The sequence below is a fragment of the Halomonas elongata genome (assembly GCF_029081005.1).
In the GTDB taxonomy this organism is placed as follows: domain Bacteria; phylum Pseudomonadota; class Gammaproteobacteria; order Pseudomonadales; family Halomonadaceae; genus Halomonas; species Halomonas elongata_B.
This window is the reverse complement of the sequence record NZ_JAJQTQ010000017.1, coordinates 55,283-77,345: the sequence shown is the minus strand read 5'-3', so window position 1 is coordinate 77,345 and position 22,063 is coordinate 55,283. Positions and strand designations below refer to the sequence as shown.

The following is a 22,063-nucleotide window of genomic DNA, read 5'->3' as shown; positions in this document are numbered from 1 at the left end:
TCCGGATTGCAGCTATGTTAAACATAAGCTAGGATCATCGCCATTTTCGCGGAGCTCGTCAGTGCCAGCAACTTCCCGCCCCTCGCGTTCACGCCCCTCCATCGCCGAGCACCTCGCCGAAGCCATTTTTGCCGGCCGTTATCGCCCCGGCGATTTCGTGCCCAAGGAAGTCGACCTGGCTCAGCGATTCGAGCTCAATCGTTCGGCGGTGCGCAGCGACCTGCGCATGCTGGTCGATGTCGGCATCATCGAACGCATTTCGGGCCACGGATCCAAGGTTCGCGACTACGAGGGCTGGAATATCCTCGACCCCCTGGTCACCGACTGGATGACGCGGTATGCCGCGCCCAATCCGCGGATCCAGCGCGAGATCCTGGCCTTCCGTCTCGATGTCGAGCCCTATGTGGCCATGACGGCGGCCCGGCGTGCCACCGCCCGGGACCTCGTCGCCATCGAAGAGGCCTTCGAGGGCATGGGCCAGCACCTGCGTGACGACACCGGCGCCGAGCAGCGACGCCTGCACACCGAACACGACGTCGCCTTTCACGTCGCCATCTTCAAGGCGACCCACAACATCGTCTGGGCCCAGCTATCCCACATACTGCGGCCATCGATTCATTTATTGATCGAGACGTCGAATATCAGTGCCACGGATCCCGAGGACAGTCTCGAACGGCACCGTCAGGTCATGGAAAGTATTCGCGCCCGGCGCCCCTCGGAGGCCTTCCACGCCGCCCAGGCTGTCCTGGCCGGCACGGCCTCGGCGCTGGGCATCGAGCCGGGAGAAAGCACGCTGGGCGGCCAGGCGATCCCGCCCGGCGATTGAAACGCCGCCTCGGGAACCGCTAGCGACAGTGAGCACGAGGGAGGCCGAGATGCTCGCAGAGCCCGGCACTTGCCGGTTCCGGCAACGCCGGCCTCATGGCCGTGTTGCCGGGACGTCATCATTGTTCATACGCTCGGCCACGAAAAAGCCGCCTGACGCATTGCGTCAGGCGGCTGATTCTTCAAAACTCTTGGTGGAGCCTAGCGGGATCGAACCGCTGACCTCAACACTGCCAGTGTTGCGCTCTCCCAGCTGAGCTAAGGCCCCACATGTGCTCGCCTTTGCGAGAACGAGGCGTATGTTATTCATCAAAATGCGACTCGTCAACCAGAGGAGCAGAAAAATGATAAAAAACGACGCCGAAACGGCATTGCCAATTCCACTTAACTGCATGTTATGTCAAGGTATGCGCGATTCAACGGAGGCCAGCCAGCCAGATTCGCGTCCGCCTCGACGCGGATCCTATTACCGTATTCCGTTCACTTCGTAGTAGGAGTTCCTTCTTGATCAGGGTTCTCGTCGCCGATGACCACCACCTGGTGAGGACCAGCATCGCCCATCTGCTGAATGACGAACCGGACATCAGCGTGATCGGTGAAGCTGCCGATGGCGAACAAGCCATCTCCCAGGCCCGTCAGCTCAAGCCGGATGTCATCCTGATGGACATCCGCATGCCCGGCATAGGCGGCCTGGAAGCCACCCGCAAGATCACTCGCCTCACCAGTGACATACGCATCCTGGTATTGACCGCCTTCATCGAGGAGGCCTTTGCCCAGCGCCTGCTGGAGGCCGGTGCTCACGGCTTCATCAGCAAGGGATCGCAGCATGACGAGATGGTCCAGGCGATCCGCAGCGTCTTCGGCGGGAAGCGCTATATCAGCCCGGATATCGCCCAACGCCTGGTGTTGTTTCGCATCGACTCCAACGACAACCCCTTCGATCAGCTTTCCCAGCGCGAACTCCAGGTGGCGATGATGATCGTCAACTGCCAGAAAGTTGCCGACATCGCCGACCGCATGTTCCTGAGCCCCAAGACCGTCAATACATACCGCTATCGGATCTTCGAGAAACTCGGCGTGCATTCCGACGTGGAGCTGACCCACCTGGGCCTTCGCCACGGGCTGGTGGACGGTTTCAGCGAGGTGGAATAACCCCGTCGGTGACGGGTCTGATAGGATGACGTTCGTTCTATCTCGTTATCGGCATCCCGATGAGTTTCGATTCTCGACAGTTCCTCGACACCGTCACCGAGTCCCCCGGGGTCTATCGCATGCTCGACGAGCAAGGCGATACGCTCTACGTCGGCAAGGCCCGACGCCTCAAGGCACGCCTGGCCAGCTATTTTCGCGGTGCGCTCAACACCAAGACCCAGGCACTGGTCTCGCGCATCGCCGACATTCAGGTCACGGTCACCAACAGCGAGACAGAAGCCCTGCTGCTCGAGCAGACCCTGATCAAGGAGCAACGTCCGCCGTATAACATCCTGCTGCGCGACGACAAGTCCTATCCTTTCGTCTTCGTTACCGACCGTCACCCGTTTCCGGCACTGGAATACAAGCGCGCCCGTACCCGTCATGACGACGGCCGCTACCTGGGCCCTTACCCCAGCAGCGGTGCAGTGCGCGAAAGCCTGTCGCTGATGCAGAAGATCTTTCGCATCCGTAACTGCGAGGACAGCGTTTTCGCCCACCGCAGCCGCCCCTGCCTGCAGTATCAGATCGGTCGCTGCAGCGCCCCTTGCGTGGGCTATATCGATGAGGCCGATTACCGCCGCGACCTGGAACACGCCGTGCAATGCCTGGAAGGCAGAAGCGAGGCGGTGACCCGGGAGCTCACCCGGGACATGGAAACCGCCAGCCAGGCACTCGACTTCGAGGAAGCGGCCCGCCTGAGGGATCAGATCCAGCAGCTCCGACAACTTCAGCAACGTCAGTTCGTCGACACCGGCAGCGGCGATGCCGACATTTTTGCCCTGGCGAGCCGCCCCGGCGCCTTGTGCATCTCGGTGCTGTCGATACGCGGCGGCCGACTGCTCGGCGCGCGTCATCATGCACCGAGCAACGGCCTGGACCTGACGCCCGACACACTGCTCGGGGACTTCATCAGCCAGTACTATCTCGGCCAGGCACGGGAGATTCCCGCCGAAGTCATTTCCAGCCATGCGCTGTCCGACACCGACCTGATCGCCCAGGCGCTGGAGACACGCGCCGGGAAGCGGGTGCGTCTCACCTCGCGGGTGCGCGGCCATCGCGCCCAGTGGCAGGAACTCGCGCGCACCAATGCCGAACAGCAACTCTCCACACAGCTGGCCAGCCAGACCCAACTGGCTCACCGTTTTGCGTCCCTGCGAGACGCCCTGGGTCTCGAGCAGGTACCGGCGCGTCTCGAGTGCTTCGATATCAGCCACAGCCACGGCGAGGCCACGGTGGCATCCTGCGTGGTCTTCGATGCCAACGGTCCGCGCAAGTCCGACTACCGGCGCTTCAACATCAAGAATATCGAAGCCGGCGACGACTATGCCGCCATGCGACAGGCCCTGACGCGACGCTTCAAACGGCTCAAGGACGGAGAGGGAGAGCCTCCCGACCTGCTGATCGTCGACGGCGGCAAGGGGCAGCTCAACATGGCCCGGGAAGTCTTCGCCGAGCTCGGCGTCGAAGGCGTGGGCCTCATCGGTGTGGCCAAGGGCACGACCCGCAAGGCAGGGCTCGAGACCCTGTTCATCGAGACCCCGGACCGAACCCTGGATCTCGACACCTCATCCCCCGCCCTGCACCTGTTACAGCACATCCGCGATGAGTCGCACCGTTTCGCCATCACCGGACACCGCACTCGGCGCGACAAGGCCCGACGCACCTCGACACTTCAGGACATTCCCGGAGTCGGTCCGCGTCGACGTCGTGAACTGTTGCGGTTCTTCGGCGGCTTGCAGGGCGTCAGGCAGGCCAGTCGCGAGGAACTATCACGAGTCCCTGGCATCAGCGCGACCCTCGCCGAGTCGATTCACCGCGCTCTGCATGGATGAGTACCGACAAGCCGGATAGAATAGACGGAATTTTCCGGCATCCCCCTTCAAGGCAAGGACCGCAGCTCCGATGAACATACCCAATCTCCTGACGTTGGCCAGAATCATCTTCATCCCGCTGCTGGTAGTGTTCTTCTACCTACCCTTCTCGTGGAGCATGCCAGTGGCGGCCGCCCTCTTTGCCCTGGCCTCGGTGACCGATTGGCTGGACGGCTTCCTTGCACGCCGCTGGGATCAGTCGACGCCTTTCGGCGCCTTTCTCGACCCGGTCGCCGACAAGTTGATGGTCGCGGTGGCCCTGGCACTGCTGATCGAACGCTATGACGCCATCTGGCTGACCCTGCCGGCACTGGTGATCATCGGTCGCGAAATCGTCATTTCGGCATTGCGCGAATGGATGGCCGAGATGGGCAAACGCGGCACGGTAGCGGTGTCCTGGATCGGCAAGTTCAAGACCACGCTCCAGATGGTCGCCCTGCTGTTATTGCTCGCTTTCGCGCCGGGGACCTCCATCGCCATCCTGGGCGTCGTCACGCTTTATGTCGCCGCGTTGCTGACACTCTGGTCGATGATCCAGTACCTGCGCGCCGCCTGGCCGCACTTGAGCCGCGCAATGTAACGTCGTCACGAAAAAGCGTTTGACAGTCACCAACTTATCCGTATAATACGTCCTCGAGTCAAGCGGGAATAGCTCAGTGGTAGAGCATCGCCTTGCCAAGGCGAGGGTCGCGAGTTCGAATCTCGTTTCCCGCTCCAGACTTGAACAAGCAACACCCTGAGTCGAGTTTCATTCTTCTCGAGAATGGCAGGACTCCCAGAGGCTGGATGGCAGAGTGGTTATGCAGCGGACTGCAACTCCGTGTACGCCGGTTCGATTCCGACTCCAGCCTCCACTCCCCCCGCATCAGTTACCCGATCGCATACCGCCCGGATGGCGAAATTGGTAGACGCAAGGGACTTAAAATCCCTCGGTGGCAACACCGTGTCGGTTCGAGTCCGACTCCGGGCACCAGCGTACGCCATGCCGAGCACCTCGATCTCCCGATTTGCCTCATCCTGACCCACTCTCGGGTCGCTTTCGGCGGCTCACACCCCGGACTCCGACTTTTCCCCAACGCTCTAGCGCGCTACGCTGCGTCAAGTCGCCCACCAGAGGCGACCCAGGCGCTGACGAAAAAAACGACGAACAGCGCCGACGCATACGGAACGTAGGGAGACAACATGAAGCAATGGATCGCTGGCGCACTCTGCCTGGCGCTGGGAACGAGTGTGCATGTCGATGGGCAGAGCAAGAACCAGGCCGGACAGTGCGAGCAGGTGTCCAATCTCGCCGAGCAGGTGATGCATGACCGTCAAATGGGCACCTCCCAGGACAGGCTGCTGGACCGTCTCGGTCGGAATCTCACCACTCGCCAACTGATCGAAACAGCCTTCGAGCAGCCTCGATATCACACACGAACGATGCAGGATCGCGCCCGACAGGAATTTTCCCTCTCCTATTACCGAGACTGCCTGCAACGCGCTGACTCATGACCGCAGCCACTCGCCTCGACGAGCGGATTCCCCGATCGCATCCATGTTAGAATGTCGCGCAACTCACCCAAGCAACATCGCACGCCAATGACCTTCAAGAGAATCGCATGACACGCGCCGCTTCGTTCTCCGTCGGGCCAGAGCATCGTCACACGGCCGCACGCCCTGACCCTGTCCGCACGTGCGCCCGACAACGTGACGGGGTGGCCTCGCCATGATCCTGGCGCGATTGCGCGACCCCTACTTCACGCACCGCCACCGCCGTACACTTCACGTCATGCGCGTCACTCTGGCGCTCTGCATCACCTTCGGCATCATCCAGTTCTTCACCATCCCCCACAGTGGCTGGGCCCTGGTCAGCACGGCGATGGTGATGGGCAACCTGCCTCACATCGGCGGCGTGCTCGACAAGGGGCGCCAGCGCCTGCTCGGCACCATCCTGGGCGCCTTGTGGGGGCTGCTGCTGATCCTGCTGCCCGAAAGCCTGTCCATGCTGATACCGCTCGGCAGCCTGCTCGGTATCGCCTTCGTCACCTGGCTCACCTTCGGCAAGCGTTACGGTTATGGCGGCCTGATGTTCGCCATCACGCTACTGCTGGTCGTCGGGGGTGGCAGCCATGACCTCACCGTCGCCTTGTGGCGCAGCTTCGATGTCCTGCTGGGCACCCTGATCGGCATCGTCGTCACCATCCTGGTGCTCCCCCACAAAGCCACCGACATGCTGCGCTTCATGCTTGCCGACAACCTGGACCGCATGGCTCGACTCTTTCATGCGCACACCTCGGCCACCTCGGCGCCGGATCTTGATACACGAGAGCTGCTCAAGCACTGCAGTGGTCTACTGGTCAAGCAACGCGGTCTGGTCGACGCCATCCATCGCGAACGTCGCCTGCGGCGCGGCGAACTCGATGACCTGATTTCCCTGCAACGCCGCATGCTGTCCACCATCGAGCTGTTGCTGGAGACCCACTGGAATACCCGAGCCGGCCATGAGCGCATCGATGCCATGCAGGGGCTTCGCGATCAGCAGCACACCCTGGCGCGCAACCTCGGCACCCTGGCCTTCCAGGTCCGCACCGGTCACCCGGTCGATGTCGACATTCCTCCTTTCGAGCTGCAACGCCACGCCGAACTGGCCGGCGATGCCCATGCAGAGGATGGACGCAAGCTGTTCAGTCCCAGCGGCTACTTGTGGCTCAATCGCGAGCTGGCTCGCCTGAGCGGCGAACTGATCGAACGACTCGGTGGCCTGGAACGCCTCCCCAGCCGCCGTCTACGCAAGCGCGCCCGACGCCATGGCCTGCAGGCCCTGCATCGGGACAGGGCTCGCACGCCCCATCAAGGAGAGTCGGATGACCGAGAGCCATCATGACGTGCTGATCATCGGCGGCGGTGCCGCTGGCCTGGCCCTGGCGCTGGAGATCGCCGATCGACGCACCGTGACCCTCTTGCAACCCAGCCCGGACGCCCGGGGCGCCAGCCGCTGGGCCCAGGGCGGCATCGCCGCCGTCCTGTCGCCCAGCGACGATGTCGACGCCCACGTCGCCGACACCCTGGTGGCCGGGGACGGGCTTTGCGACGAGGCCGCCGTGCGCTTCACCGTGGACCAGGGCCCCGCCGCCATCGAATGGCTGCTGTCCCTCGGTGTGCCCTTCACTCCCGATCCCGACCCGAATGCCGGCTATCCTTACCATCTCACCCGGGAAGGCGGCCACGGCGCACGCCGCATCATTCACGCCGACGACGCCACCGGCCGAGCGGTGATCGAGACGCTGGAGCGCCATGTCGGCGCGCACTCCGGCATCACGGTGCGCCACGACCTGAGCGCCATCGAACTGATCGCCGATACCGACGGCCATTGCCGGGGCGCTCGTTGTCTCGACACCGCCGACCGGCTTCATTCCCTGAGGGCCCGGGACACCGTGCTGGCCACCGGCGGCGCCAGTGGCCTGTATCGGCATACCACGAGCCCCCACCCCGCCAGTGGCGAAGGCATGATGATGGCCGCCGAACTCGGCGCGGTGTTGATGAACCTCGAATTTCAGCAGTTCCACCCCACCTGCCTCTACGATCCGCAGGGAGTTCCCTTCCTGATCAGCGAGGCAGTCCGTGGCGAAGGCGGCTACCTGCTCGGCGCCGGTGGCGAACGCTTCATGCCGAACATCGACCCTCGGGCCGAACTCGCCCCACGAGACATCGTGGCCCGGGCCATCGATACCGAAATGCAACGCAGCGGCCTGAACCATGTCTGGCTGGATGTTCGCCACCTTGGCGACGAGGCGATTCGACACCACTTCCCGACCATCCACGCCCACTGTGCCGCTCGAGGTTTCGATCTCGCCCACACGCCAATCCCGGTCGTACCGGCCGCTCACTACAGCTGCGGCGGCGTCGGTACCGACCTCGCGGGCGCCACCACGGTGCCCCGCCTCTACGCCATCGGCGAGGTCGCCTGCACGGGCCTGCATGGCGCCAACCGCATGGCCAGCAATTCCTTGCTGGAGTGCCTGGCCTTCGCCCGCGGCTGCGCACGCCGTCTTGCCGAGAGATCAACCGACAGCACCGCGCCCCTGGTCGAGCGCCCACGAGGGACAGAGCACCCCTCCCGCGAGATGATCGCCGAACTGCGTGATGCCATTCGCAGCGTGATGAGCACCAGGGTCGCTATCGTGCGCAGCGACGCCGGCCTGGAGGAAGCCGCCCACCTGCTGGCCGAACTCAGTGAACGCTACGCCTCACGCCTGGCCCGGTCGATCCCGGACGCCGACACCGCCAACCTCTGGCATGCACTTCGCCTGGCGAGACTGACCGTGGCCAGTGCACAGTCTCGCCGCGAATCACGCGGCTTGCACCACAACCCCGATTGCCCGCTGCACGCCGACGCCGACCCGATGCCATCACGCATTTACCTGGGTGCCCTGGAAGCAAGCTGAGGACTGTCGGGCAAGCATATAGCGGGGGAAGCGGGCTCAGCCAAGCGACAACAGGGCACGACGCAACTCGCGCAGCCTGGCCGGATCGGCGCTGTCCGGCCACAGCCAGAAGCGCCTACGATCACCACGCAGTCCAATCAGCCATGGGCCGAGGTAATCACAACGCAGGTCGATGTCACGCCAGTCATCATGACGGCCATCGCGCCAGCTCCAGGTCGGCGGCGCACTATCCCGCAGTGTCAGGCGCAGCTCACCGCGTGGCGCACAGCGCGCGGCACGTGCCAGCACGCCAATGACGACCAGGGCGCCCGAGGCGGCCAGCCAGGTCGGCGTCCACCACCCCAGCACCCCGATCACGCCGCTCCCCAGGCCGGCGTGGAGCCCCATCGACAGTTTAGAGACCGCGATGGGCAGTATTATCGGTGGTCTCGGCATGCTCGACGATCATCTTCACGATACGCCGACGCTCGGGTTCCTCGGGCCAGTCGCGACGCATCAGCCAGAAGAACAGATCCTGATCCTCCTCGCCGATCAAGGTGCGGAAAGCCGCTTGATCCCGTTCATCGAGGTCGTCATAGCGTTGTTCGAGAAAAGGCACCAGCAGCAGGTCGAGTTCCCACATGCCGCGCCGGGAGTGCCAGTAGAGACGTTTGCGCTGAGCGCTTGCGGCGGACGCATCATCGTTCAAGGTCGGCCTCGTTGCATCGAGTGAGTGTCTCGACAGTATACCCGAGGCTGGCCGACGCAAGCAGTACAGGAACGTCAGCCCGCCCGACCGTGGATTCGCGAAAGGCAAAAATCGACGACAAATCGTCAGGATGGACGATCCTGGCAGCTCGGCTGCTCGACTGGCCAAGGCCCCCGCTTGTAGCTAAGGTTGTAGTGCGTTGTTTTATCGAGAATTGCACAGTATGCTGGAGCAAACAATTCACTCGGCACAGGTCGACCCAGCCGGGCATCACGGAGAGAGCCGATGACCAAGTCCGAATTGATCGAACAGATCGCCATGCGACAGCCGGAGCTGTCGGTCAAGGATGTGGAAACCGCCGTTCGCATGATACTCGATGATATCACCGGCACCCTGGCCGATGGCGGTCGAGTGGAGATTCGCGGCTTCGGCAGCTTCTCGCTCCATTACCGTGAGCCTCGCATCGGTCGCAACCCCAAGACCGGCGACCCGGTCGCGCTGAACGGCAAGTTCGTGCCACACTTCAAGCCCGGCAAGGAGCTGCGCGAGCAGGTCGATGCCAGCCGGGCCCTCGGCTACTGAACATCGACCATTGCCCGGCTGACCACTCTCAACCATTTGATACGGGAACAAGCACATGCGTTGGCTCAAAGGCCTGATCATGGCCATTATCCTGCTGGCGGTGTTGCTGGTCGGCATCTTGTTTGCCGTCAACAACCAGCAGGCCCTGCCCCTCAACCTGGTCTGGGTCGAACTGCCCGCGGCCTCGTTGTCCGTCTGGTTGCTGGCTTCGCTGGCCATCGGCGTACTGCTTGGCATGCTGGCCATGAGCGGCGTCTACCTGCGCCTGCGTGCCCTGCTGACCCGCGCACAACGCCATAATCAGCAACAACGCAAGGAACTCGACCGGCTACGTATCCAGGAGATGAAGGAACTCCCCTGACATGCCCGACGTTCTGCTGCTAGCCCTGTTGTTGGCAGCGGTCGCCATCGGATGGTGGCTGGGCCGCCGTGAACGCCGAGGCACCAGTGCGACAGGAGCGTCGCCTACCCTGGCCCGGGATTACTTCGTGGGGCTCAACTACCTGCTCAATGATCAGCAGGATCGAGCCATCGAGACCTTCATCGGTGCCCTCGAGGTCAACAGCGACACCATCGAGACCCATATCGCGCTGGGCAACCTGTTCCGCAGCCGAGGCGAAGCCGACCGCGCCGTGAAGGTTCACCAGAACCTGCTCGCTCGCCCGACGCTGTCCGGCGACCAGGGGGATCGCGTCCAACTGGAACTTTCCCGCGACTTCCTCCACCTGGGTCTGCTGGATCGAGCCGAGCGCCTGCTGCAAGGCCTGATCAAGGATGCCCAGAGCGACGAGCTGCGCCAGTCGGCCAAACGCCTGCTGGTCGACCTTCTTGAACGCGAAGGGGAGTGGCAGGCCGCTCTGGACGTCGCCCTGCCCTCCCTGGTCCGGCAGCATGAGGATATTCGCCGCGCTGCCGCCCATTGGTTATGCGAACTGGCCGATACGGAGCGCCATTCGGCAAGCCCCGTGCTGGCCCGACGACACCTCAAGCAAGCCCTGTCCACCGATGGGCGCTGCGTGCGCGCCAACCTGCTGCTGGCCGAGATGGCCCTGGATACCGGCCAGTATCGACAGGCCATTCGCCTGCTGAATCGCCTACCGGAGCAGGACAAGGCCTTCGTCCCCACCATGCTGGAGCCCTTGAGCCGCGCCTATCGACTGCTGGACGACGAAACCGGCCTCATCCAGCATCTCGAGTCGCTGCTGGACAAGGCCCCCTACACCAGCGTCATCATTCTGCTGGCCGAAAGCCTGCGCCGCCATCATGGCGACGCCGACGCCGCTCTGGACCTGGTGGCTCGACAACTCAACCGCGAACCCAGCCTGGGCGCCGTCGACTATCTGATGCGGCTCTATCGCCAGGACACCGCCGCCCAGGATGAGCGCATCGACCTCCTGCAGCACCATACCGACACCCTGCTCAAGGCCTTGCCCCGCCATCGCTGCCGCCGCTGCGGCTTCAGCGGCGAGCAGCTCCACTGGCAATGCCCACGGTGTCGCAGCTGGGGCACCACCAAGCCGATTACCGGCATCGAGGGCGAATAGAGCTCATCAGCCGAGAGCGAGCTCACGCTCGATGGCCACCAGGGCGGCCATCGGATCGGTCGCCTGCGTGACCGGCCGCCCCACGACGAGATGCGTGCTCCCGGCCGACATGGCAGATGTCGGCGTCATGATACGACGCTGATCGTCGGCAGCGGCCGAGGCCGGCCGGATGCCCGGCGTCACCTTGAGAAAGTCAGGCCCGCATGACTCGCGCAACCTCTCGGCCTCCAGGGACGAGCAGACCACGCCATCCAGCCCACAATCCCTCGCCAGAGTCGCCAGCCGTGTCACCTGCTGTTCGGTCGAGGCAGTGACGCCCACTTCGGCCAGGTCCTGGTCTTCCATGCTGGTCAGCACGGTCACCGCAATCAGATGCGTCGACAGGGCATGCCGCTCGAGGCGCTCACGCGCGGCCTCCATCATTCGACGACCGCCGGCAGCATGCACATTGACCATCCACACGCCCTGCTCGGCTGCCGCCTGCACGGCACCCGCCACCGTGTTGGGAATGTCGTGAAACTTGAGGTCGAGAAATACTTCGAAACCACGCCCATGCAACGCTTCCAGCACATCGGGACCACTGCGGGTGAACAGTTCCTTGCCGACCTTGAGCCGGCAACGCGCCGGATCGAGCCGATCGGCCATGCACAGGGCGGCATCCAGCGAGGTGTAATCGAGCGCAATGATCAGAGGAGAATCGGTCGACACGTGTGAACTCCAGGGCAGCGGGATGAACCCGGGCAGTATATCAGCCATTCACCTCACCGCACTTGGCCGATCTCGCGCATCTCGCGTCCTCGATCTCCACGCCATCATCTCGGTTTTCACCTACTCAAGCGCCAGCCAGGCGGCGCTAGCTTGAAGCATGGGCATATCGCCTTCCACATGCCAACAACCCAACAAGGAGGCCGGCATGCATACCGATATCAAGGGATTGACCATCAGCCTGGGCCTGGCACTACTGCTGGGCATCACCCCCCTCGCCCTGGCCGAGGACGCCACCGACCCATCCGCAGCCGAATCCACGGCATCATCCGACAATGCCAGCCAGATCGCCCCCATCGACATCAATACCGCGGATGTCGCCCTGCTCACCGAACTGCCCGGCATCGGCGACGTCAAGGCCAACGCCATCGTCGCGGAACGCGACGCCAATGGCCCCTTCGAGAATGCCGACGATCTGGCCCGGGTCAAGGGCATCGGCACGGCGACCGTCGACGCCCTCGAGGATGATGTCACTTATTGACCCCAGCTTTCGGCTCTTGGGAAATACTGAATAAATCGCCGAGCATAGTGAAGCGCAAGGCGCACGGAGCACAGAAAGCGAGACATAACGAGGGGTTAGGCGAGCTTTCGAGCACCGCGCAACGACGCGATTTGCATGCGCAGGCATTTAAGCAGTGTTTCCCTTGCATGCGACGTCACCGGCCGGGCCGGTGGCGTCGACACGTCCTCTCTACAGACGCAGTCCTCCATCACACTCCACTATTCTCCCGCTGAAGTAGTCATTCTCGAAGATGAAGGCCACGCTTTCGGCGATGTCTTCCGGCTGTCCCAGGCGCTTCAAGGGGATCCCCGACGTGATGCGTTCCAGCATGTCCTCGCGGATCGACGCGGTCATCTCCGTCTCGATGAAACCCGGTGCGACACCGCCAACTCGAATGCCATGGCGCGCCAGCTCACCGGCCCAGGTCACCGTCAATGCGGCCACGCCGGCCTTGGCCGCTGAATAGTTGCTCTGTCCCCGGTTGCCCGCCCGAGAGATGCTGGAGATATTGACGATCACACCTTCCCGCCCCGCCTCGATCATGCGGGCCGCCGCTTCACGTCCGCACAGAAAGACTCCGGTCAGGTTCACATCGATGACGCTCTGCCATTGCGACAGCGACATGGTGGTCTCCACCCGACCATCTCGTGCCTTGACCAGCATGCCATCTCGCACGATGCCGGCATTGTTGACCAGGCCATCGACGTGGCCGAGTGAGGACTCGATGGCGGAAAAGGCCTCGCGCACCGAGTGTTCCTCGGTCACATCGGTCACGAACCCTTGTGCCTTGATACCGGCGTGCTCCAGGCTGCCAAGGGCTTCATCGAGTTGCTCTCCGTCCACGTCGAGCAATGCCAGGGTCGCGCCTCGGCGTCCCAACCGTTCGGCCATTGCCAGACCCAGTCCCTGGGCACCGCCGGTGATGGCGATGATCCTGTTGTCGAGTTGCATGCGTGCCCTCCAGTTGGATGAGTCAATATCGATGTCAGAGTCTACGTTGCCCTTCGAGCGACAACATCCTCCCTTGGCATTGACCGGTATCTTGATTTTTCGCCTCTCGCCCCCATGTCGTGGTCAATCGCCATTCTGGAGTCATCATGCCTTTTCTTGTCATCTTCACCGTTTTCGCGTTACTCGACTTCATCCTGCTGTTCTCGGTCGGCAGCCAGATCGGTCTGCTGACCACCCTGGCCCTGGTACTGGGCACCGGTTTCATCGGCCTGCACCTGATTCGCCGCGAGGGCGTGGCCACCTTTGCCCGGGCCCAGGAGCGCATGGCACGGGGCGAAGTCCCGTCCGGGGAACTGCTCACCGGTGCCGCGCTGATCTTCGGTGGTGCCCTGCTGATGGCCCCCGGCTTCCTGTCCGACACCCTGGGCTTCATGTGCCTGATCCCCGACGCTCGACGGCTGATGGGCAAGCTGCTCGGCAGGCTCGGCCTGCGCATGAGCGGCGTCCATGTCCAGGGCGCCACTTACCGACCCCGCGACGGCGCCGACGCCGACTGGCAACAGGCCAGCGCCCATCAGCGCGAGACGCAGGACACGAATTCCCGGGACACTTCCGACGCGCCACTGGAAGGCGAGTTCATCGAACGCGACGAGCATCATCAGCGTTGATAAATTTTTTTGCCGGCGGGGACTTGAAAGCCGTTCAGCAAGCCCCACCTATCCGACAGCAACGAGTTTCGATCCCGGTTCGCCGGGATCATTCACACGGAAGGCGCAGGCCGCCTTCATCCCGCGGGTCGAACCGCGGGTAGATGATGTCAACCGCCGTGGCAGCGACGCCCGGCACAGCAACCATCAGGAGAACGTGAGCAATGAACATCCGTCCCTTGCACGATCGCGTCGTCATCCGTCGCGTTGAAGAAGAGCAAAAGACCGCAGGCGGCATCGTGCTCCCGGGCAGTGCCCAGGAAAAGCCGACTCGGGGCGAAGTGCTCGCCGTCGGTAACGGCCGGATTCTGGAAAGCGGCGATGTCCGTCCGCTCGACGTCAAGGTCGGCGATACCGTGATCTTCAAGGAAGGCTTCGGCGTCGAGAAGCAGAAAGTCGACGGCGAAGAAGTCCTGATCATGAGCGAATCCGACATCCTGGCCGTCGTCGAAGGCTGAGCCGCGACGCCGTACACGCTCGAATTCTGACGTTCACGAACTCACAGGAAGCATACGAAAATGGCAGCGAAACAAGTCAAGTTCTCCAGTGATGCACGCACTCGCATGGCGAAGGGCGTCGATACCCTGGCCAATGCCGTCAAGGCTACCCTGGGTCCGAAAGGCCGCAACGTAGTGCTGGAAAAGTCCTTCGGCGCACCGACCGTGACCAAGGACGGCGTGTCTGTCGCCAAGGAAATCGAACTCAAGGACCGGTTCGAGAACATGGGCGCCCAGATGGTCAAGGAAGTCGCTTCCAAGACCTCTGATGTCGCAGGCGACGGCACCACCACCGCCACCGTGCTGGCCCAGTCCATCGTCACCGAAGGCCTGAAGGGCGTCATCGCCGGCATGAACCCGATGGACCTGAAGCGTGGTATCGACCAGGCCGTCGACGCCGCCGTCAAGGAAATCGGCGAGCTGTCCGTGCCGTGCACCGACTCCAGTGCCATCGCCCAGGTCGGCACCATCTCCGCCAACGGCGACAAGCGCATCGGCCAGATCATCGCCGACGCCATGGAGAAGGTCGGCAAGGAAGGTGTCATCACCGTCGATGAAGGCCGTGGATTCGATGACGAGCTGGATGTCGTGGAAGGCATGCAGTTCGACCGCGGCTACCTCTCGCCGTACTTCGTGACCAACCAGGACACCATGGCCGTGGAACTGGAAGACCCGTTCATCCTGCTGGTGGACAAGAAGGTCTCCAACATCCGCGAACTGCTGCCGACCCTGGAAGCCGTCGCCAAGGCGGGCAAGCCGCTGGTCATCATCGCCGAGGACATCGAGGGCGAAGCCCTGGCAACCCTGGTGGTGAACAACATGCGTGGCATCGTCAAGGTCGCCGCCGCCAAGGCGCCCGGCTTCGGCGATCGTCGCAAGGCCATGCTGCAGGACATCGCCATCCTCACCGGCGGCACCGTGATCTCCGAGGAAGTGGGCCTGGATCTCGAGCAGACCACCCTGGACCACCTGGGCACCGCCAAGCGCGTGACCATGTCCAAGGAGAACACCACCATCATCGATGGCGCCGGCAAGGACGGTGATATCGAGGCTCGCGTCAGCCAGATCCGCGCCCAGATCGAAGAGACGTCCTCCGACTACGATCGCGAGAAGCTTCAGGAGCGCGTCGCCAAGCTGGCCGGCGGTGTCGCCGTGATCCGCGTCGGTGCCGCTACCGAAGTGGAGATGAAGGAGAAGAAGGCTCGCGTCGAGGACGCCCTTCACTCCACTCGCGCCGCCGTCGAGGAAGGCGTGGTGCCCGGCGGTGGTACCGCCCTGATCCGTGTGCTGACCAAGATCGCCGGCCTCAAGGGCGAGAACGAGGACCAGACCCACGGCATCGCCATCGCCGTGCGCGCCATGGAATCCCCGCTGCGTCAGATCGTCGCCAACGCCGGCCAGGAAGCCTCCGTGATCCTGAACCGCGTCAAGGACGGTGAAGGCAACTTCGGCTACAACGCCCAGACCGGCGAGTTCGGCGACCTGTTCGAAATGGGCGTGCTGGACCCGGCCAAGGTCACTCGCAGCGCCGTGCAGTCCGCTGGCTCCATCGCCGGCCTGATGATCACCACCGAGTGCATGATCGCCGACGACCCGGACGAGCAGGACTCTGCCGGTGGCGGCGACATGGGTGGCATGGGCGGTATGGGAGGCATGGGCGGCATGATGTAAGCCGACCCTCCTTCCCGGGCCCAGCCCGAGACAGACCCCCGCCGGGAAACCGGTGGGGGTCTTTTTAGCTGTAAGCCTTAAGCTGGAAGCTGGAAGCTGGAAAATAGCTTACGAACGCCAGCACCGGTGCCAATAGCCTTTCTTCAAGCTTCTAGTGTCCTGTTTCGGAGGTTCGTTGAAGAGGTGGCGAGCACATTGGGTCGCCAGGCAAGGCGCCGCGACGAGGCATAGCAGCGCTATGGCGAGGAGTGGCAACGCGGCATGGCGGCTCAAGGGGCCGCCAGAATTCTACAGTCAACCTCTGATACAGGACACTAGCTTCCAGGCGCGTAGCGCTGCTCTTCAAGCTATCGGCAATTCGCACTACCTCCTGCCTGGTATACGACGCCCTCATCTCGCATAGAACCGACCCATGCTATCGAACATCCGCATCATTCTCGTCCAGACCTATCATCCCGGTAATATCGGCGCCTCGGCGCGGGCCATGAAGACCATGGGCCTCACCGACCTGGTACTGGTCAATCCCCGCTGTTTTCCCGACCCCGAAGCCTCCCGGCTCGCCGCCGGGGCCGAGGATGTCGTCGACGATGCTCGCGTCGTCGGCTCGCTGACCGAGGCGGTGGCCGACTGCGTGCAGGTGGTGGGCGCCAGCGCACGGCTGCGCAGCTACCCCCTGCCCCACTACGACGAGCCCTCGGAGATGGCCGCCAGTCTGGTCGACAACGCCAGGCATGCCCCGGTGGCACTCGTCTTCGGGCGCGAACGGTTCGGCCTGACCAACGACGAGATCCGCGACTGCAGCCACCAGGTCAGCATTCCTGCCAACCCGGAGTATGGCGTGCTCAACCTGTCCCAGGCCGTTCAGGTGCTGGCCTACGAGACCTTCGGAGCCTGGCGCCGTCGCCCCGACAGCGATTACCAGGCGCCCCGCCACGCCTCGGTCCCGCTCCCCACACGCCAGCAACTCGGCCACTTTCATGACCATCTCTCGCGGGTCATGCAGGCCAGCGGCTTCATCAATCAGCCCCATGCTCGCACCGAGGAACAGCTGCGCGCCCTGTTCGACCGCGCCCAGCCCACACGGCGCGACATCTCGCTGCTGCGCGGTCTCTTGCGTTCACTGGAGGAAGGCATCCACGACGAGTGAGGTGCCGTCAGCGAATCGTCATCGAGACGACACATCGATGTCATCTCGGTGCGCGATAGTGACTCTGCCCGAGGATGGGACTAGGCAAGGGACACTGCCACTGTTACGCCAGGGACGCTAAGGGGCAGGACGCCCCTCAGGGGAAACCGGCATCAGGACGATGCCCAGGGAGGATGAGGATGGCTCGCCACGGTGATCATCACCGTGGCGTTTTTCCGTCCAGGCGCCGTCTACGTCGTCACCGGCGTCAACCAGTCCATATAGCCTTTCAGATCATCACCCAGCTCGCCGCGCGTCACGCGTCGATACAGCGCTTGAAGACGAGCGGTAAGGGAGTGGCCATCAATCGGGTGCGACGGTGCCGGTGAGCCGACCAGGGCACCGATATGCCGACCATCCAGCTCCCGCAACGGCAGGATCTCGGCGGCGGTTCCCGTCACGAAGGCTTCGTCGGCGGTATAGATTTCGTCGCGGGTGATACGCCGCTCCTGCACCTCCAGCCCCAGTACCTCCCGGGACAATCGGATCACGCTGTCGCGGGTGATGCCCTGCAGACAAGAGGTGGTCTGCGGGGTATGCAGGACGCCGTCGCGCAGCAGGAAGATATTGGCCGCTGAGGCCTCGGCCACATAGCCCTCGGTATCGAGCATCAGCGTCTCGTCGAACCCCGCCTTCACGGCACTGTTCAGGGCCATGATCGAATTCACGTAGTTGCCGTTGGTCTTGGCGCGACAGGCGCTGACATTGACGTGATGCCGCGCCCAGGACGAGGTGATGGCCCGCAGACCGATGGCAGTCGCCTCGGGGGAGATATAGGCGCCGAGGTCCCAGGCCGCGACCATCACATGCGTCGTCAGCCCCTTGGCACGAAGCCCCAGGCCCTCGGCCCCCAGGAACACCGTGGGCTTCAGGTAGGCATCGCGCAGTTCATTGCGGACCAGGCACTGACGCTGGGCGTCGAGCAGTGTCTCGGTATCGAACGCCAGCGGAATGTCGAGGATATGGGCACTGTCGACCAACCGGCGTACATGCTCCTCGGCTCGGAAAAGGTTGGTGCCGGAGGGCCCCGCATAGGCACGCACGCCTTCGAAACAGCCCATGCCATAGTGCAGGCTGTGGGTCAGCAGATGAGTGGTAGCCTCTCGCCAGGGCAGCCACTCGCCATCCAGCCACAGCCAGCCGTCCCGGTCGTACAGTGGGGTCATGTCATCCTCTCCTCAGATCCCGCTGTCAGCCAACCAGCGGGCGCACCAATCATCGATCATGCCGCGCTGATGAGGCTGCAAGGCCTGATACCCCCAGGCGGCGATCTCGTCGTTCTGCGGATCGGGCACCGACGTCGCGCTGCCGCTCAACGCCTGTATCACCGCATGGCCACAGAACGGCACATAGCCTTCCGAATAGCCGCCCTCGTGGACCATCACCAGCCGCCCGTCACAGGTGCGTTTGGCCAGCCCCATGAGATCCCGGGTCATGTCGCCGAAGGCCCGACTGTTGAGCATCATCTTGCCCAGGGGGTCCTTGGCGCAGGCATCGTAGCCGCAGGCCACCACCACGAGATCCGGCGCGAAGGCCTCGATGGCCGGCAACACCAGCGAACGCATGGCGTATTCATAGGCACCGAGGCCGCACCCCGGCGGTAACGGCAGGTTGAGGTTGGTGCCAGCCCCCTCGCCTGTCCCCCGCTCCTCGAAGGCGCCGGTTTCCAGCGGATAATTGCCGTCCTGGTGCACCGACACGGTCAGCACCTCGGGGTCGGCATAGAAGGCGGCTTGCTGACCGTTGCCGTGATGCACATCCCAGTCGAGAACCGCCACCCGACGCACCAGGCCCAGCGCCCGGGCCCGCATGACCGCCACCGGGATATTGCCCAGCAGGCAGAAGCCGCGCCCGCGATCAGCTTCGGCATGATGACCCGGCGGACGGCACAGGGCATAGGCATTGCTCGACTGCCCCCGGGCCACCGCCTCGACGGCGGCAACGGCCAGGCCCGCGGACTGCCGAGCCGCCGCCAGGCTACCCGGCAGATAGGGGGCGCCCTCGCCGGCATCGCCACCTCGGGCACGGTCTCCCGCCTCGAGCCGGGCGAGATAGGCCTCGGTATGGAAGCGCCGCAGGTCGCTGTCCTCGGCCGGACTCGCCTTGTGGACCTCGAGTTCATCGATCAGCCCCGAGACTTCCAGCAGGTTCTTCAAGCGTCGTTTGCTTTCCGGACTCTCGGAAGCCGGCTGGGGCTGACGATAGTCGCCGGGCGAGGCGAAGACACCGATGGCCCCGGGATCATGCCAGAAGCAGCGCTCGTGCCAGAAAAACCCCGTATTCACTCGCCACCTCTCCGGCATTCCCAGACCTCGATGGCCGCCGCCAGGTCCTCCAGCGAGGCCCCGACCGACTTGAATACCGTGATTGCCTCGGGATCACTGCGCCCAGCCTTGCGACCCGCCAGCAACTCGGCAAGCTCGGCACGGATGTCATCGAACGCGAAGGCCCCCTCATCGACGGCCTGATGGATATCGCCCGCCTCGCCACGCGCGCCGGCGTAGGTATCCACGAAGACCTCGCCACGCCGCAGGCATTCGCCATCAGTCTCGCGCATGCTGGGCCGAAAGGCGCCGATCAGATCCAGATGGGTCCCCGGCGTCAACCACTCGCCACGCACCAGCGGCTCGGTGGACAGCGTCACGCAACTGATCAGGTCGGCCTCGCCGCACGCCGCTTGCAGGTCGGTGACCGCCTCGGTATCGAAGCGGTCGGCGTACGCCTCGGCCAACCGGCGCGCCTTGTCCGGCTGGCGCCCCCAGATGCGGACACGACGGATGGGCCGCACCGACGCATGCGCCTCGATGACCATCGGCGCCAGCTTGCCGGTACCCACCACCAGCAGGGTCTCGGCATCGTCACGGGCCAGCTCCCGGGCGGCCAGCGCCGAGGCGGCAGCGGTTCGCCGACGCGTCAGCTCGCTACCGTCGATACAGGCCAGCGGGCGCCCATGGTCCCCCTCGCTGAGCAGGTAGACCCCGGCGATCGCCGGCAGGCCATGCGCGGCATTCTGGGGAAAGACGTTGACCATCTTCACCCCGATGTAGCCGTCCTTTTCCCAGGCCGGCATCAACAGCAAGGTCGCCTCGCCGTCGTGACGGTGCATGGCATGGTGGTGGCGCGGAGGCGACTCCACGCCCTGGCGGAAGGTATCGGCCAGCCGCTCCACCAGGGCCGGCCAGGCCAGGCTGGATGCCACTTCCTCGGCGTCGATGATGCGCATATCACTCCTCCGGCAATGCCGCCACGACCATGATCTCGACCTTCCACTCGGGCTTGGCCAGTTGCGCCTCTACCGCCGCACGCACCGGCGGCCGGCCCGGGGTCACCCAGGCATCCCAGGCGGCGTTCATGTCGTCGAACTCCGCCATGTCGTTCACCCAGATCTGGGCCGACACCAGATACGCCCTGGAGGTACCGGCTCGCTCGAGGAGGTCGTCGATGCGCGTCAGGACCTGCTCGGTCTGGCCACGCATGTCGGCGCTGGCATCGCTGGGTACCTGCCCGGCCAGGTAGACGGTGCCGCCGTGAATGGCGATCTGGCTCATGCGGGCATTGCTGTCGTGATGGGTCAGGCTCATCTCGTTCCTCTCGCGATCATTGGTCGGCACCCTCTCGGGCACCGGTGAAGCCGGCCATGAAGGCGGCCAGATTATGACTCAGGTATTCGGTGGGATAGCCACCCTCCTGCACCAGCACCGTGGGCAGGTTGAGTGCAGCGAGCCGACGCCCCACCGCCGTGAAATCCTCGCTCTCCAGGGCCAGACCCGCCAGGGGATCGGCCTTGTGAGCATCCAGGCCGAGCGCCACCACCACGGCCTGGGGCGCGTAATCGTCGAGTCGCCCGAGTAACGTCTCCAGGCTGTCGAGAAAGGCCGCGCCGTCACTGCCCAGGGGCAGCGGCAGATTGACGTTGGCCCCTTCGCCCTCCCCTTCGCCGGTCTCGTCGGCCCCGCCCCAGAAGAAGGGATAGAAATCCGCCGGATCGGCATGCAGCGATCCGGTCCAGACATCATGGCGGGCATAGAAGATGTCCTGGGTACCATTGCCGTGGTGCAGGTCCACATCGACGATGGCCACGCGGGCGAAACTCTCGCGCAGTACCGTGGCCGCCAGGGCGGCGTTATTGAGAAAACAGAACCCTCCGGCTCGGTCCGGCCCTGCATGGTGCCCGGGAGGCCGGCACAGCGCATAGGCATGGTGCTCGCTGCCATTGACCGCCTCGGCCGCGGCCTGGGCCGTGGCTGCGCTGGCCAGGATGCCGGCGAAGCTGTCGGCGGTGATCGGGCAGGCCATGTCGTGCAGGTGCCAGCCCGCCTGGCCGACCGGATGACGCGGGTAATGATGGCCTCCGCCGCAGGGGTGCACATTGGGCGCGACGATCTCGGCGGCATCCGGCAACGCCTGCCAGCGGGCATGGATGGTCGCCAGGAAGTCGAGATAACGTGATGTATGAATCCGCGCCAGCCGCGCCCTCAGACGCTCGCTGTCGACGATGCCGGGGGCGGTCAGCGACATCCCGACGTCGGCCAGCCCTTCCGCCAGCAGTTCAGCGCGCACCGGTCCTTCCGGAGAAGGCGCCGGCTTCCCCCGCAGCAGGAAGCGCTCCGGGGCATGACGTTCCTGGTCGGGATGGTAGAAAAGCCTCATGCA

24 protein-coding genes and 4 tRNA genes are annotated in these 22,063 nt (G+C 64.1%); 18 read left to right on the top strand and 10 right to left on the bottom strand.

Features of this window, described 5'->3' with window-relative positions:
- Positions 1–61: 61 nt before the first annotated feature.
- Complete coding sequence (locus LU493_RS13420; RefSeq protein WP_275288290.1) at positions 62–826, top strand: FadR/GntR family transcriptional regulator; 765 nt, start codon at positions 62–64, stop codon at positions 824–826.
- 191 nt (positions 827–1,017) lie between these two features.
- Here LU493_RS13420 and LU493_RS13415 read toward each other — a convergent pair.
- Positions 1,018–1,093, bottom strand: a tRNA-Ala gene (locus LU493_RS13415).
- A 236-nt stretch (positions 1,094–1,329) separates the two neighbouring features.
- On the opposite strand from LU493_RS13415, the gene uvrY reads away from it, so the two are divergent.
- The 9 genes from uvrY to nadB all read left to right on the top strand — a co-directional run bounded on the left by uvrY (position 1,330) and on the right by nadB (position 8,317).
- Entirely contained in the window at positions 1,330–1,977 is a 648-nt protein-coding gene (uvrY, locus tag LU493_RS13410) for a UvrY/SirA/GacA family response regulator transcription factor (protein WP_275288289.1), read from the top strand.
- A 59-nt stretch (positions 1,978–2,036) separates the two neighbouring features.
- On the top strand, positions 2,037–3,851 hold the full coding sequence (gene uvrC, locus LU493_RS13405; RefSeq protein WP_275288288.1) for an excinuclease ABC subunit UvrC: 1,815 nt from the start codon (positions 2,037–2,039) through the stop codon (positions 3,849–3,851).
- A gap of 70 nt (positions 3,852–3,921) precedes the next feature.
- On the top strand, positions 3,922–4,470 hold the full coding sequence (gene pgsA, locus LU493_RS13400) for a CDP-diacylglycerol--glycerol-3-phosphate 3-phosphatidyltransferase (protein ID WP_275288287.1): 549 nt from the start codon (positions 3,922–3,924) through the stop codon (positions 4,468–4,470).
- A 62-nt stretch (positions 4,471–4,532) separates the two neighbouring features.
- Positions 4,533–4,607, top strand: a tRNA-Gly gene (locus tag LU493_RS13395).
- 63 nt (positions 4,608–4,670) lie between these two features.
- A tRNA-Cys gene (locus LU493_RS13390) sits at positions 4,671–4,744 on the top strand.
- 32 nt (positions 4,745–4,776) lie between these two features.
- Positions 4,777–4,863: transfer RNA gene (locus LU493_RS13385), tRNA-Leu, on the top strand.
- A 209-nt stretch (positions 4,864–5,072) separates the two neighbouring features.
- Positions 5,073–5,384, top strand: coding sequence for a hypothetical protein (locus tag LU493_RS13380; RefSeq protein ID WP_275288286.1), 312 nt, complete (start codon positions 5,073–5,075; stop codon positions 5,382–5,384).
- 214 nt (positions 5,385–5,598) lie between these two features.
- Positions 5,599–6,756 (top strand): FUSC family protein, encoded by a 1,158-nt coding sequence (locus LU493_RS13375; protein WP_275288285.1) that lies wholly within the window; start codon positions 5,599–5,601, stop codon positions 6,754–6,756.
- A complete protein-coding gene (gene nadB, locus LU493_RS13370) occupies positions 6,737–8,317 on the top strand; it encodes an L-aspartate oxidase (protein WP_275288284.1) in 1,581 nt (526 codons plus the stop codon). The genes LU493_RS13375 and nadB overlap by 20 nt, the downstream gene beginning before the upstream one ends.
- Positions 8,318–8,353: 36 nt before the next feature.
- Here nadB and LU493_RS13365 read toward each other — a convergent pair whose 3' ends face one another.
- Together LU493_RS13365 and LU493_RS13360 are read right to left on the bottom strand one after the other, a co-directional pair.
- Positions 8,354–8,752 carry a hypothetical protein gene (locus tag LU493_RS13365; RefSeq protein ID WP_275288283.1) on the bottom strand — a complete coding sequence of 133 codons (399 nt, stop codon included), beginning with the start codon at positions 8,750–8,752 and terminating at the stop codon, positions 8,354–8,356.
- Entirely contained in the window at positions 8,712–9,005 is a 294-nt protein-coding gene (locus LU493_RS13360) for a succinate dehydrogenase assembly factor 2 (protein ID WP_275288282.1), read from the bottom strand. The genes LU493_RS13365 and LU493_RS13360 overlap by 41 nt, the downstream gene beginning before the upstream one ends.
- Before the next feature lie 213 nt (positions 9,006–9,218).
- Between LU493_RS13360 and LU493_RS13355 the strand changes: the two genes are divergently transcribed.
- From LU493_RS13355 to lapB, 3 genes are read left to right on the top strand one after another with little or no spacing between them, the layout of a single operon-like run.
- Complete coding sequence (locus tag LU493_RS13355) at positions 9,219–9,587, top strand: integration host factor subunit beta (RefSeq protein WP_275288300.1); 369 nt, start codon at positions 9,219–9,221, stop codon at positions 9,585–9,587.
- Between the two features lie 55 nt (positions 9,588–9,642).
- Complete coding sequence (locus LU493_RS13350) at positions 9,643–9,948, top strand: LapA family protein (RefSeq protein WP_275288281.1); 306 nt, start codon at positions 9,643–9,645, stop codon at positions 9,946–9,948.
- A 1-nt stretch (position 9,949) separates the two neighbouring features.
- Entirely contained in the window at positions 9,950–11,131 is a 1,182-nt protein-coding gene (gene lapB / locus LU493_RS13345) for a lipopolysaccharide assembly protein LapB (protein WP_275288280.1), read from the top strand.
- A gap of 6 nt (positions 11,132–11,137) precedes the next feature.
- On the opposite strand, the gene pyrF is transcribed toward lapB, so the two are convergent.
- Entirely contained in the window at positions 11,138–11,839 is a 702-nt protein-coding gene (pyrF, locus tag LU493_RS13340; RefSeq protein ID WP_275288279.1) for an orotidine-5'-phosphate decarboxylase, read from the bottom strand.
- Positions 11,840–12,044: 205 nt separating this feature from the next.
- Between pyrF and LU493_RS13335 the strand changes: the two genes are divergently transcribed.
- Complete coding sequence (locus LU493_RS13335; protein ID WP_275288278.1) at positions 12,045–12,377, top strand: ComEA family DNA-binding protein; 333 nt, start codon at positions 12,045–12,047, stop codon at positions 12,375–12,377.
- Positions 12,378–12,587: 210 nt separating this feature from the next.
- Here LU493_RS13335 and LU493_RS13330 read toward each other — a convergent pair whose 3' ends face one another.
- Positions 12,588–13,349: an SDR family oxidoreductase gene (locus tag LU493_RS13330; RefSeq protein WP_275288277.1), complete on the bottom strand. Its 762-nt coding sequence runs from the start codon at positions 13,347–13,349 to the stop codon at positions 12,588–12,590.
- A 146-nt stretch (positions 13,350–13,495) separates the two neighbouring features.
- On the opposite strand from LU493_RS13330, the gene LU493_RS13325 reads away from it, so the two are divergent.
- From LU493_RS13325 to LU493_RS13310, 4 genes are all read left to right on the top strand, one after another.
- A complete protein-coding gene (locus LU493_RS13325; RefSeq protein ID WP_275288276.1) occupies positions 13,496–14,017 on the top strand; it encodes an FxsA family protein in 522 nt (173 codons plus the stop codon).
- 203 nt (positions 14,018–14,220) lie between these two features.
- On the top strand, positions 14,221–14,514 hold the full coding sequence (locus LU493_RS13320) for a co-chaperone GroES (protein ID WP_013332630.1): 294 nt from the start codon (positions 14,221–14,223) through the stop codon (positions 14,512–14,514).
- Between the two features lie 60 nt (positions 14,515–14,574).
- Positions 14,575–16,224, top strand: coding sequence for a chaperonin GroEL (groL, locus tag LU493_RS13315; RefSeq protein WP_275288274.1), 1,650 nt, complete (start codon positions 14,575–14,577; stop codon positions 16,222–16,224).
- 412 nt (positions 16,225–16,636) lie between these two features.
- Positions 16,637–17,371, top strand: a complete 735-nt coding sequence (locus tag LU493_RS13310) for an RNA methyltransferase (RefSeq protein ID WP_275288273.1) — start codon at positions 16,637–16,639, stop codon at positions 17,369–17,371.
- A 230-nt stretch (positions 17,372–17,601) separates the two neighbouring features.
- Here the strand turns inward: LU493_RS13310 and LU493_RS13305 are convergent, their stop codons facing one another.
- From LU493_RS13305 to LU493_RS13285, 5 genes are read right to left on the bottom strand one after another with little or no spacing between them, the layout of a single operon-like run.
- A complete protein-coding gene (locus LU493_RS13305; protein ID WP_275288272.1) occupies positions 17,602–18,576 on the bottom strand; it encodes a branched-chain amino acid transaminase in 975 nt (324 codons plus the stop codon).
- A gap of 12 nt (positions 18,577–18,588) precedes the next feature.
- Positions 18,589–19,713: a class II histone deacetylase gene (locus LU493_RS13300; RefSeq protein ID WP_275288271.1), complete on the bottom strand. Its 1,125-nt coding sequence runs from the start codon at positions 19,711–19,713 to the stop codon at positions 18,589–18,591.
- Entirely contained in the window at positions 19,692–20,633 is a 942-nt protein-coding gene (locus LU493_RS13295) for an ornithine cyclodeaminase family protein (protein WP_275288270.1), read from the bottom strand. The genes LU493_RS13300 and LU493_RS13295 overlap by 22 nt, the downstream gene beginning before the upstream one ends.
- A gap of 1 nt (position 20,634) precedes the next feature.
- Positions 20,635–20,991 (bottom strand): RidA family protein, encoded by a 357-nt coding sequence (locus tag LU493_RS13290; RefSeq protein WP_275288269.1) that lies wholly within the window; start codon positions 20,989–20,991, stop codon positions 20,635–20,637.
- A gap of 16 nt (positions 20,992–21,007) precedes the next feature.
- A complete protein-coding gene (locus LU493_RS13285) occupies positions 21,008–22,060 on the bottom strand; it encodes a histone deacetylase family protein (protein WP_275288268.1) in 1,053 nt (350 codons plus the stop codon).
- Positions 22,061–22,063 lie beyond the last annotated feature (3 nt).

Bases quoted from the DNA above. Each gene is read 5' to 3' on its own strand.
- LU493_RS13305 (WP_275288272.1), bottom strand. From the start codon at position 18,576: ATGACCCCACTGTACGACCGGGACGGCTGGCTGTGGCTGGATGGCGAG.
- uvrC (WP_275288288.1), top strand. From the start codon at position 2,037: ATGAGTTTCGATTCTCGACAGTTCCTCGACACCGTCACCGAGTCCCCC.
- lapB (WP_275288280.1), top strand. From the start codon at position 9,950: ATGCCCGACGTTCTGCTGCTAGCCCTGTTGTTGGCAGCGGTCGCCATC.
- LU493_RS13335 (WP_275288278.1), top strand. From the start codon at position 12,045: ATGCATACCGATATCAAGGGATTGACCATCAGCCTGGGCCTGGCACTA.
- LU493_RS13380 (WP_275288286.1), top strand. From the start codon at position 5,073: ATGAAGCAATGGATCGCTGGCGCACTCTGCCTGGCGCTGGGAACGAGT.
- LU493_RS13325 (WP_275288276.1), top strand. From the start codon at position 13,496: ATGCCTTTTCTTGTCATCTTCACCGTTTTCGCGTTACTCGACTTCATC.
- pgsA (WP_275288287.1), top strand. From the start codon at position 3,922: ATGAACATACCCAATCTCCTGACGTTGGCCAGAATCATCTTCATCCCG.
- LU493_RS13330 (WP_275288277.1), bottom strand. From the start codon at position 13,349: ATGCAACTCGACAACAGGATCATCGCCATCACCGGCGGTGCCCAGGGA.
- LU493_RS13310 (WP_275288273.1), top strand. From the start codon at position 16,637: ATGCTATCGAACATCCGCATCATTCTCGTCCAGACCTATCATCCCGGT.
- LU493_RS13300 (WP_275288271.1), bottom strand. From the start codon at position 19,713: ATGCCGGAGAGGTGGCGAGTGAATACGGGGTTTTTCTGGCACGAGCGC.
- LU493_RS13375 (WP_275288285.1), top strand. From the start codon at position 5,599: ATGATCCTGGCGCGATTGCGCGACCCCTACTTCACGCACCGCCACCGC.
- LU493_RS13290 (WP_275288269.1), bottom strand. From the start codon at position 20,991: ATGAGCCTGACCCATCACGACAGCAATGCCCGCATGAGCCAGATCGCC.
- LU493_RS13350 (WP_275288281.1), top strand. From the start codon at position 9,643: ATGCGTTGGCTCAAAGGCCTGATCATGGCCATTATCCTGCTGGCGGTG.
- LU493_RS13365 (WP_275288283.1), bottom strand. From the start codon at position 8,752: ATGCCGAGACCACCGATAATACTGCCCATCGCGGTCTCTAAACTGTCG.
- nadB (WP_275288284.1), top strand. From the start codon at position 6,737: ATGACCGAGAGCCATCATGACGTGCTGATCATCGGCGGCGGTGCCGCT.
- LU493_RS13295 (WP_275288270.1), bottom strand. From the start codon at position 20,633: ATGCGCATCATCGACGCCGAGGAAGTGGCATCCAGCCTGGCCTGGCCG.
- groL (WP_275288274.1), top strand. From the start codon at position 14,575: ATGGCAGCGAAACAAGTCAAGTTCTCCAGTGATGCACGCACTCGCATG.
- LU493_RS13320 (WP_013332630.1), top strand. From the start codon at position 14,221: ATGAACATCCGTCCCTTGCACGATCGCGTCGTCATCCGTCGCGTTGAA.
- LU493_RS13285 (WP_275288268.1), bottom strand. From the start codon at position 22,060: ATGAGGCTTTTCTACCATCCCGACCAGGAACGTCATGCCCCGGAGCGC.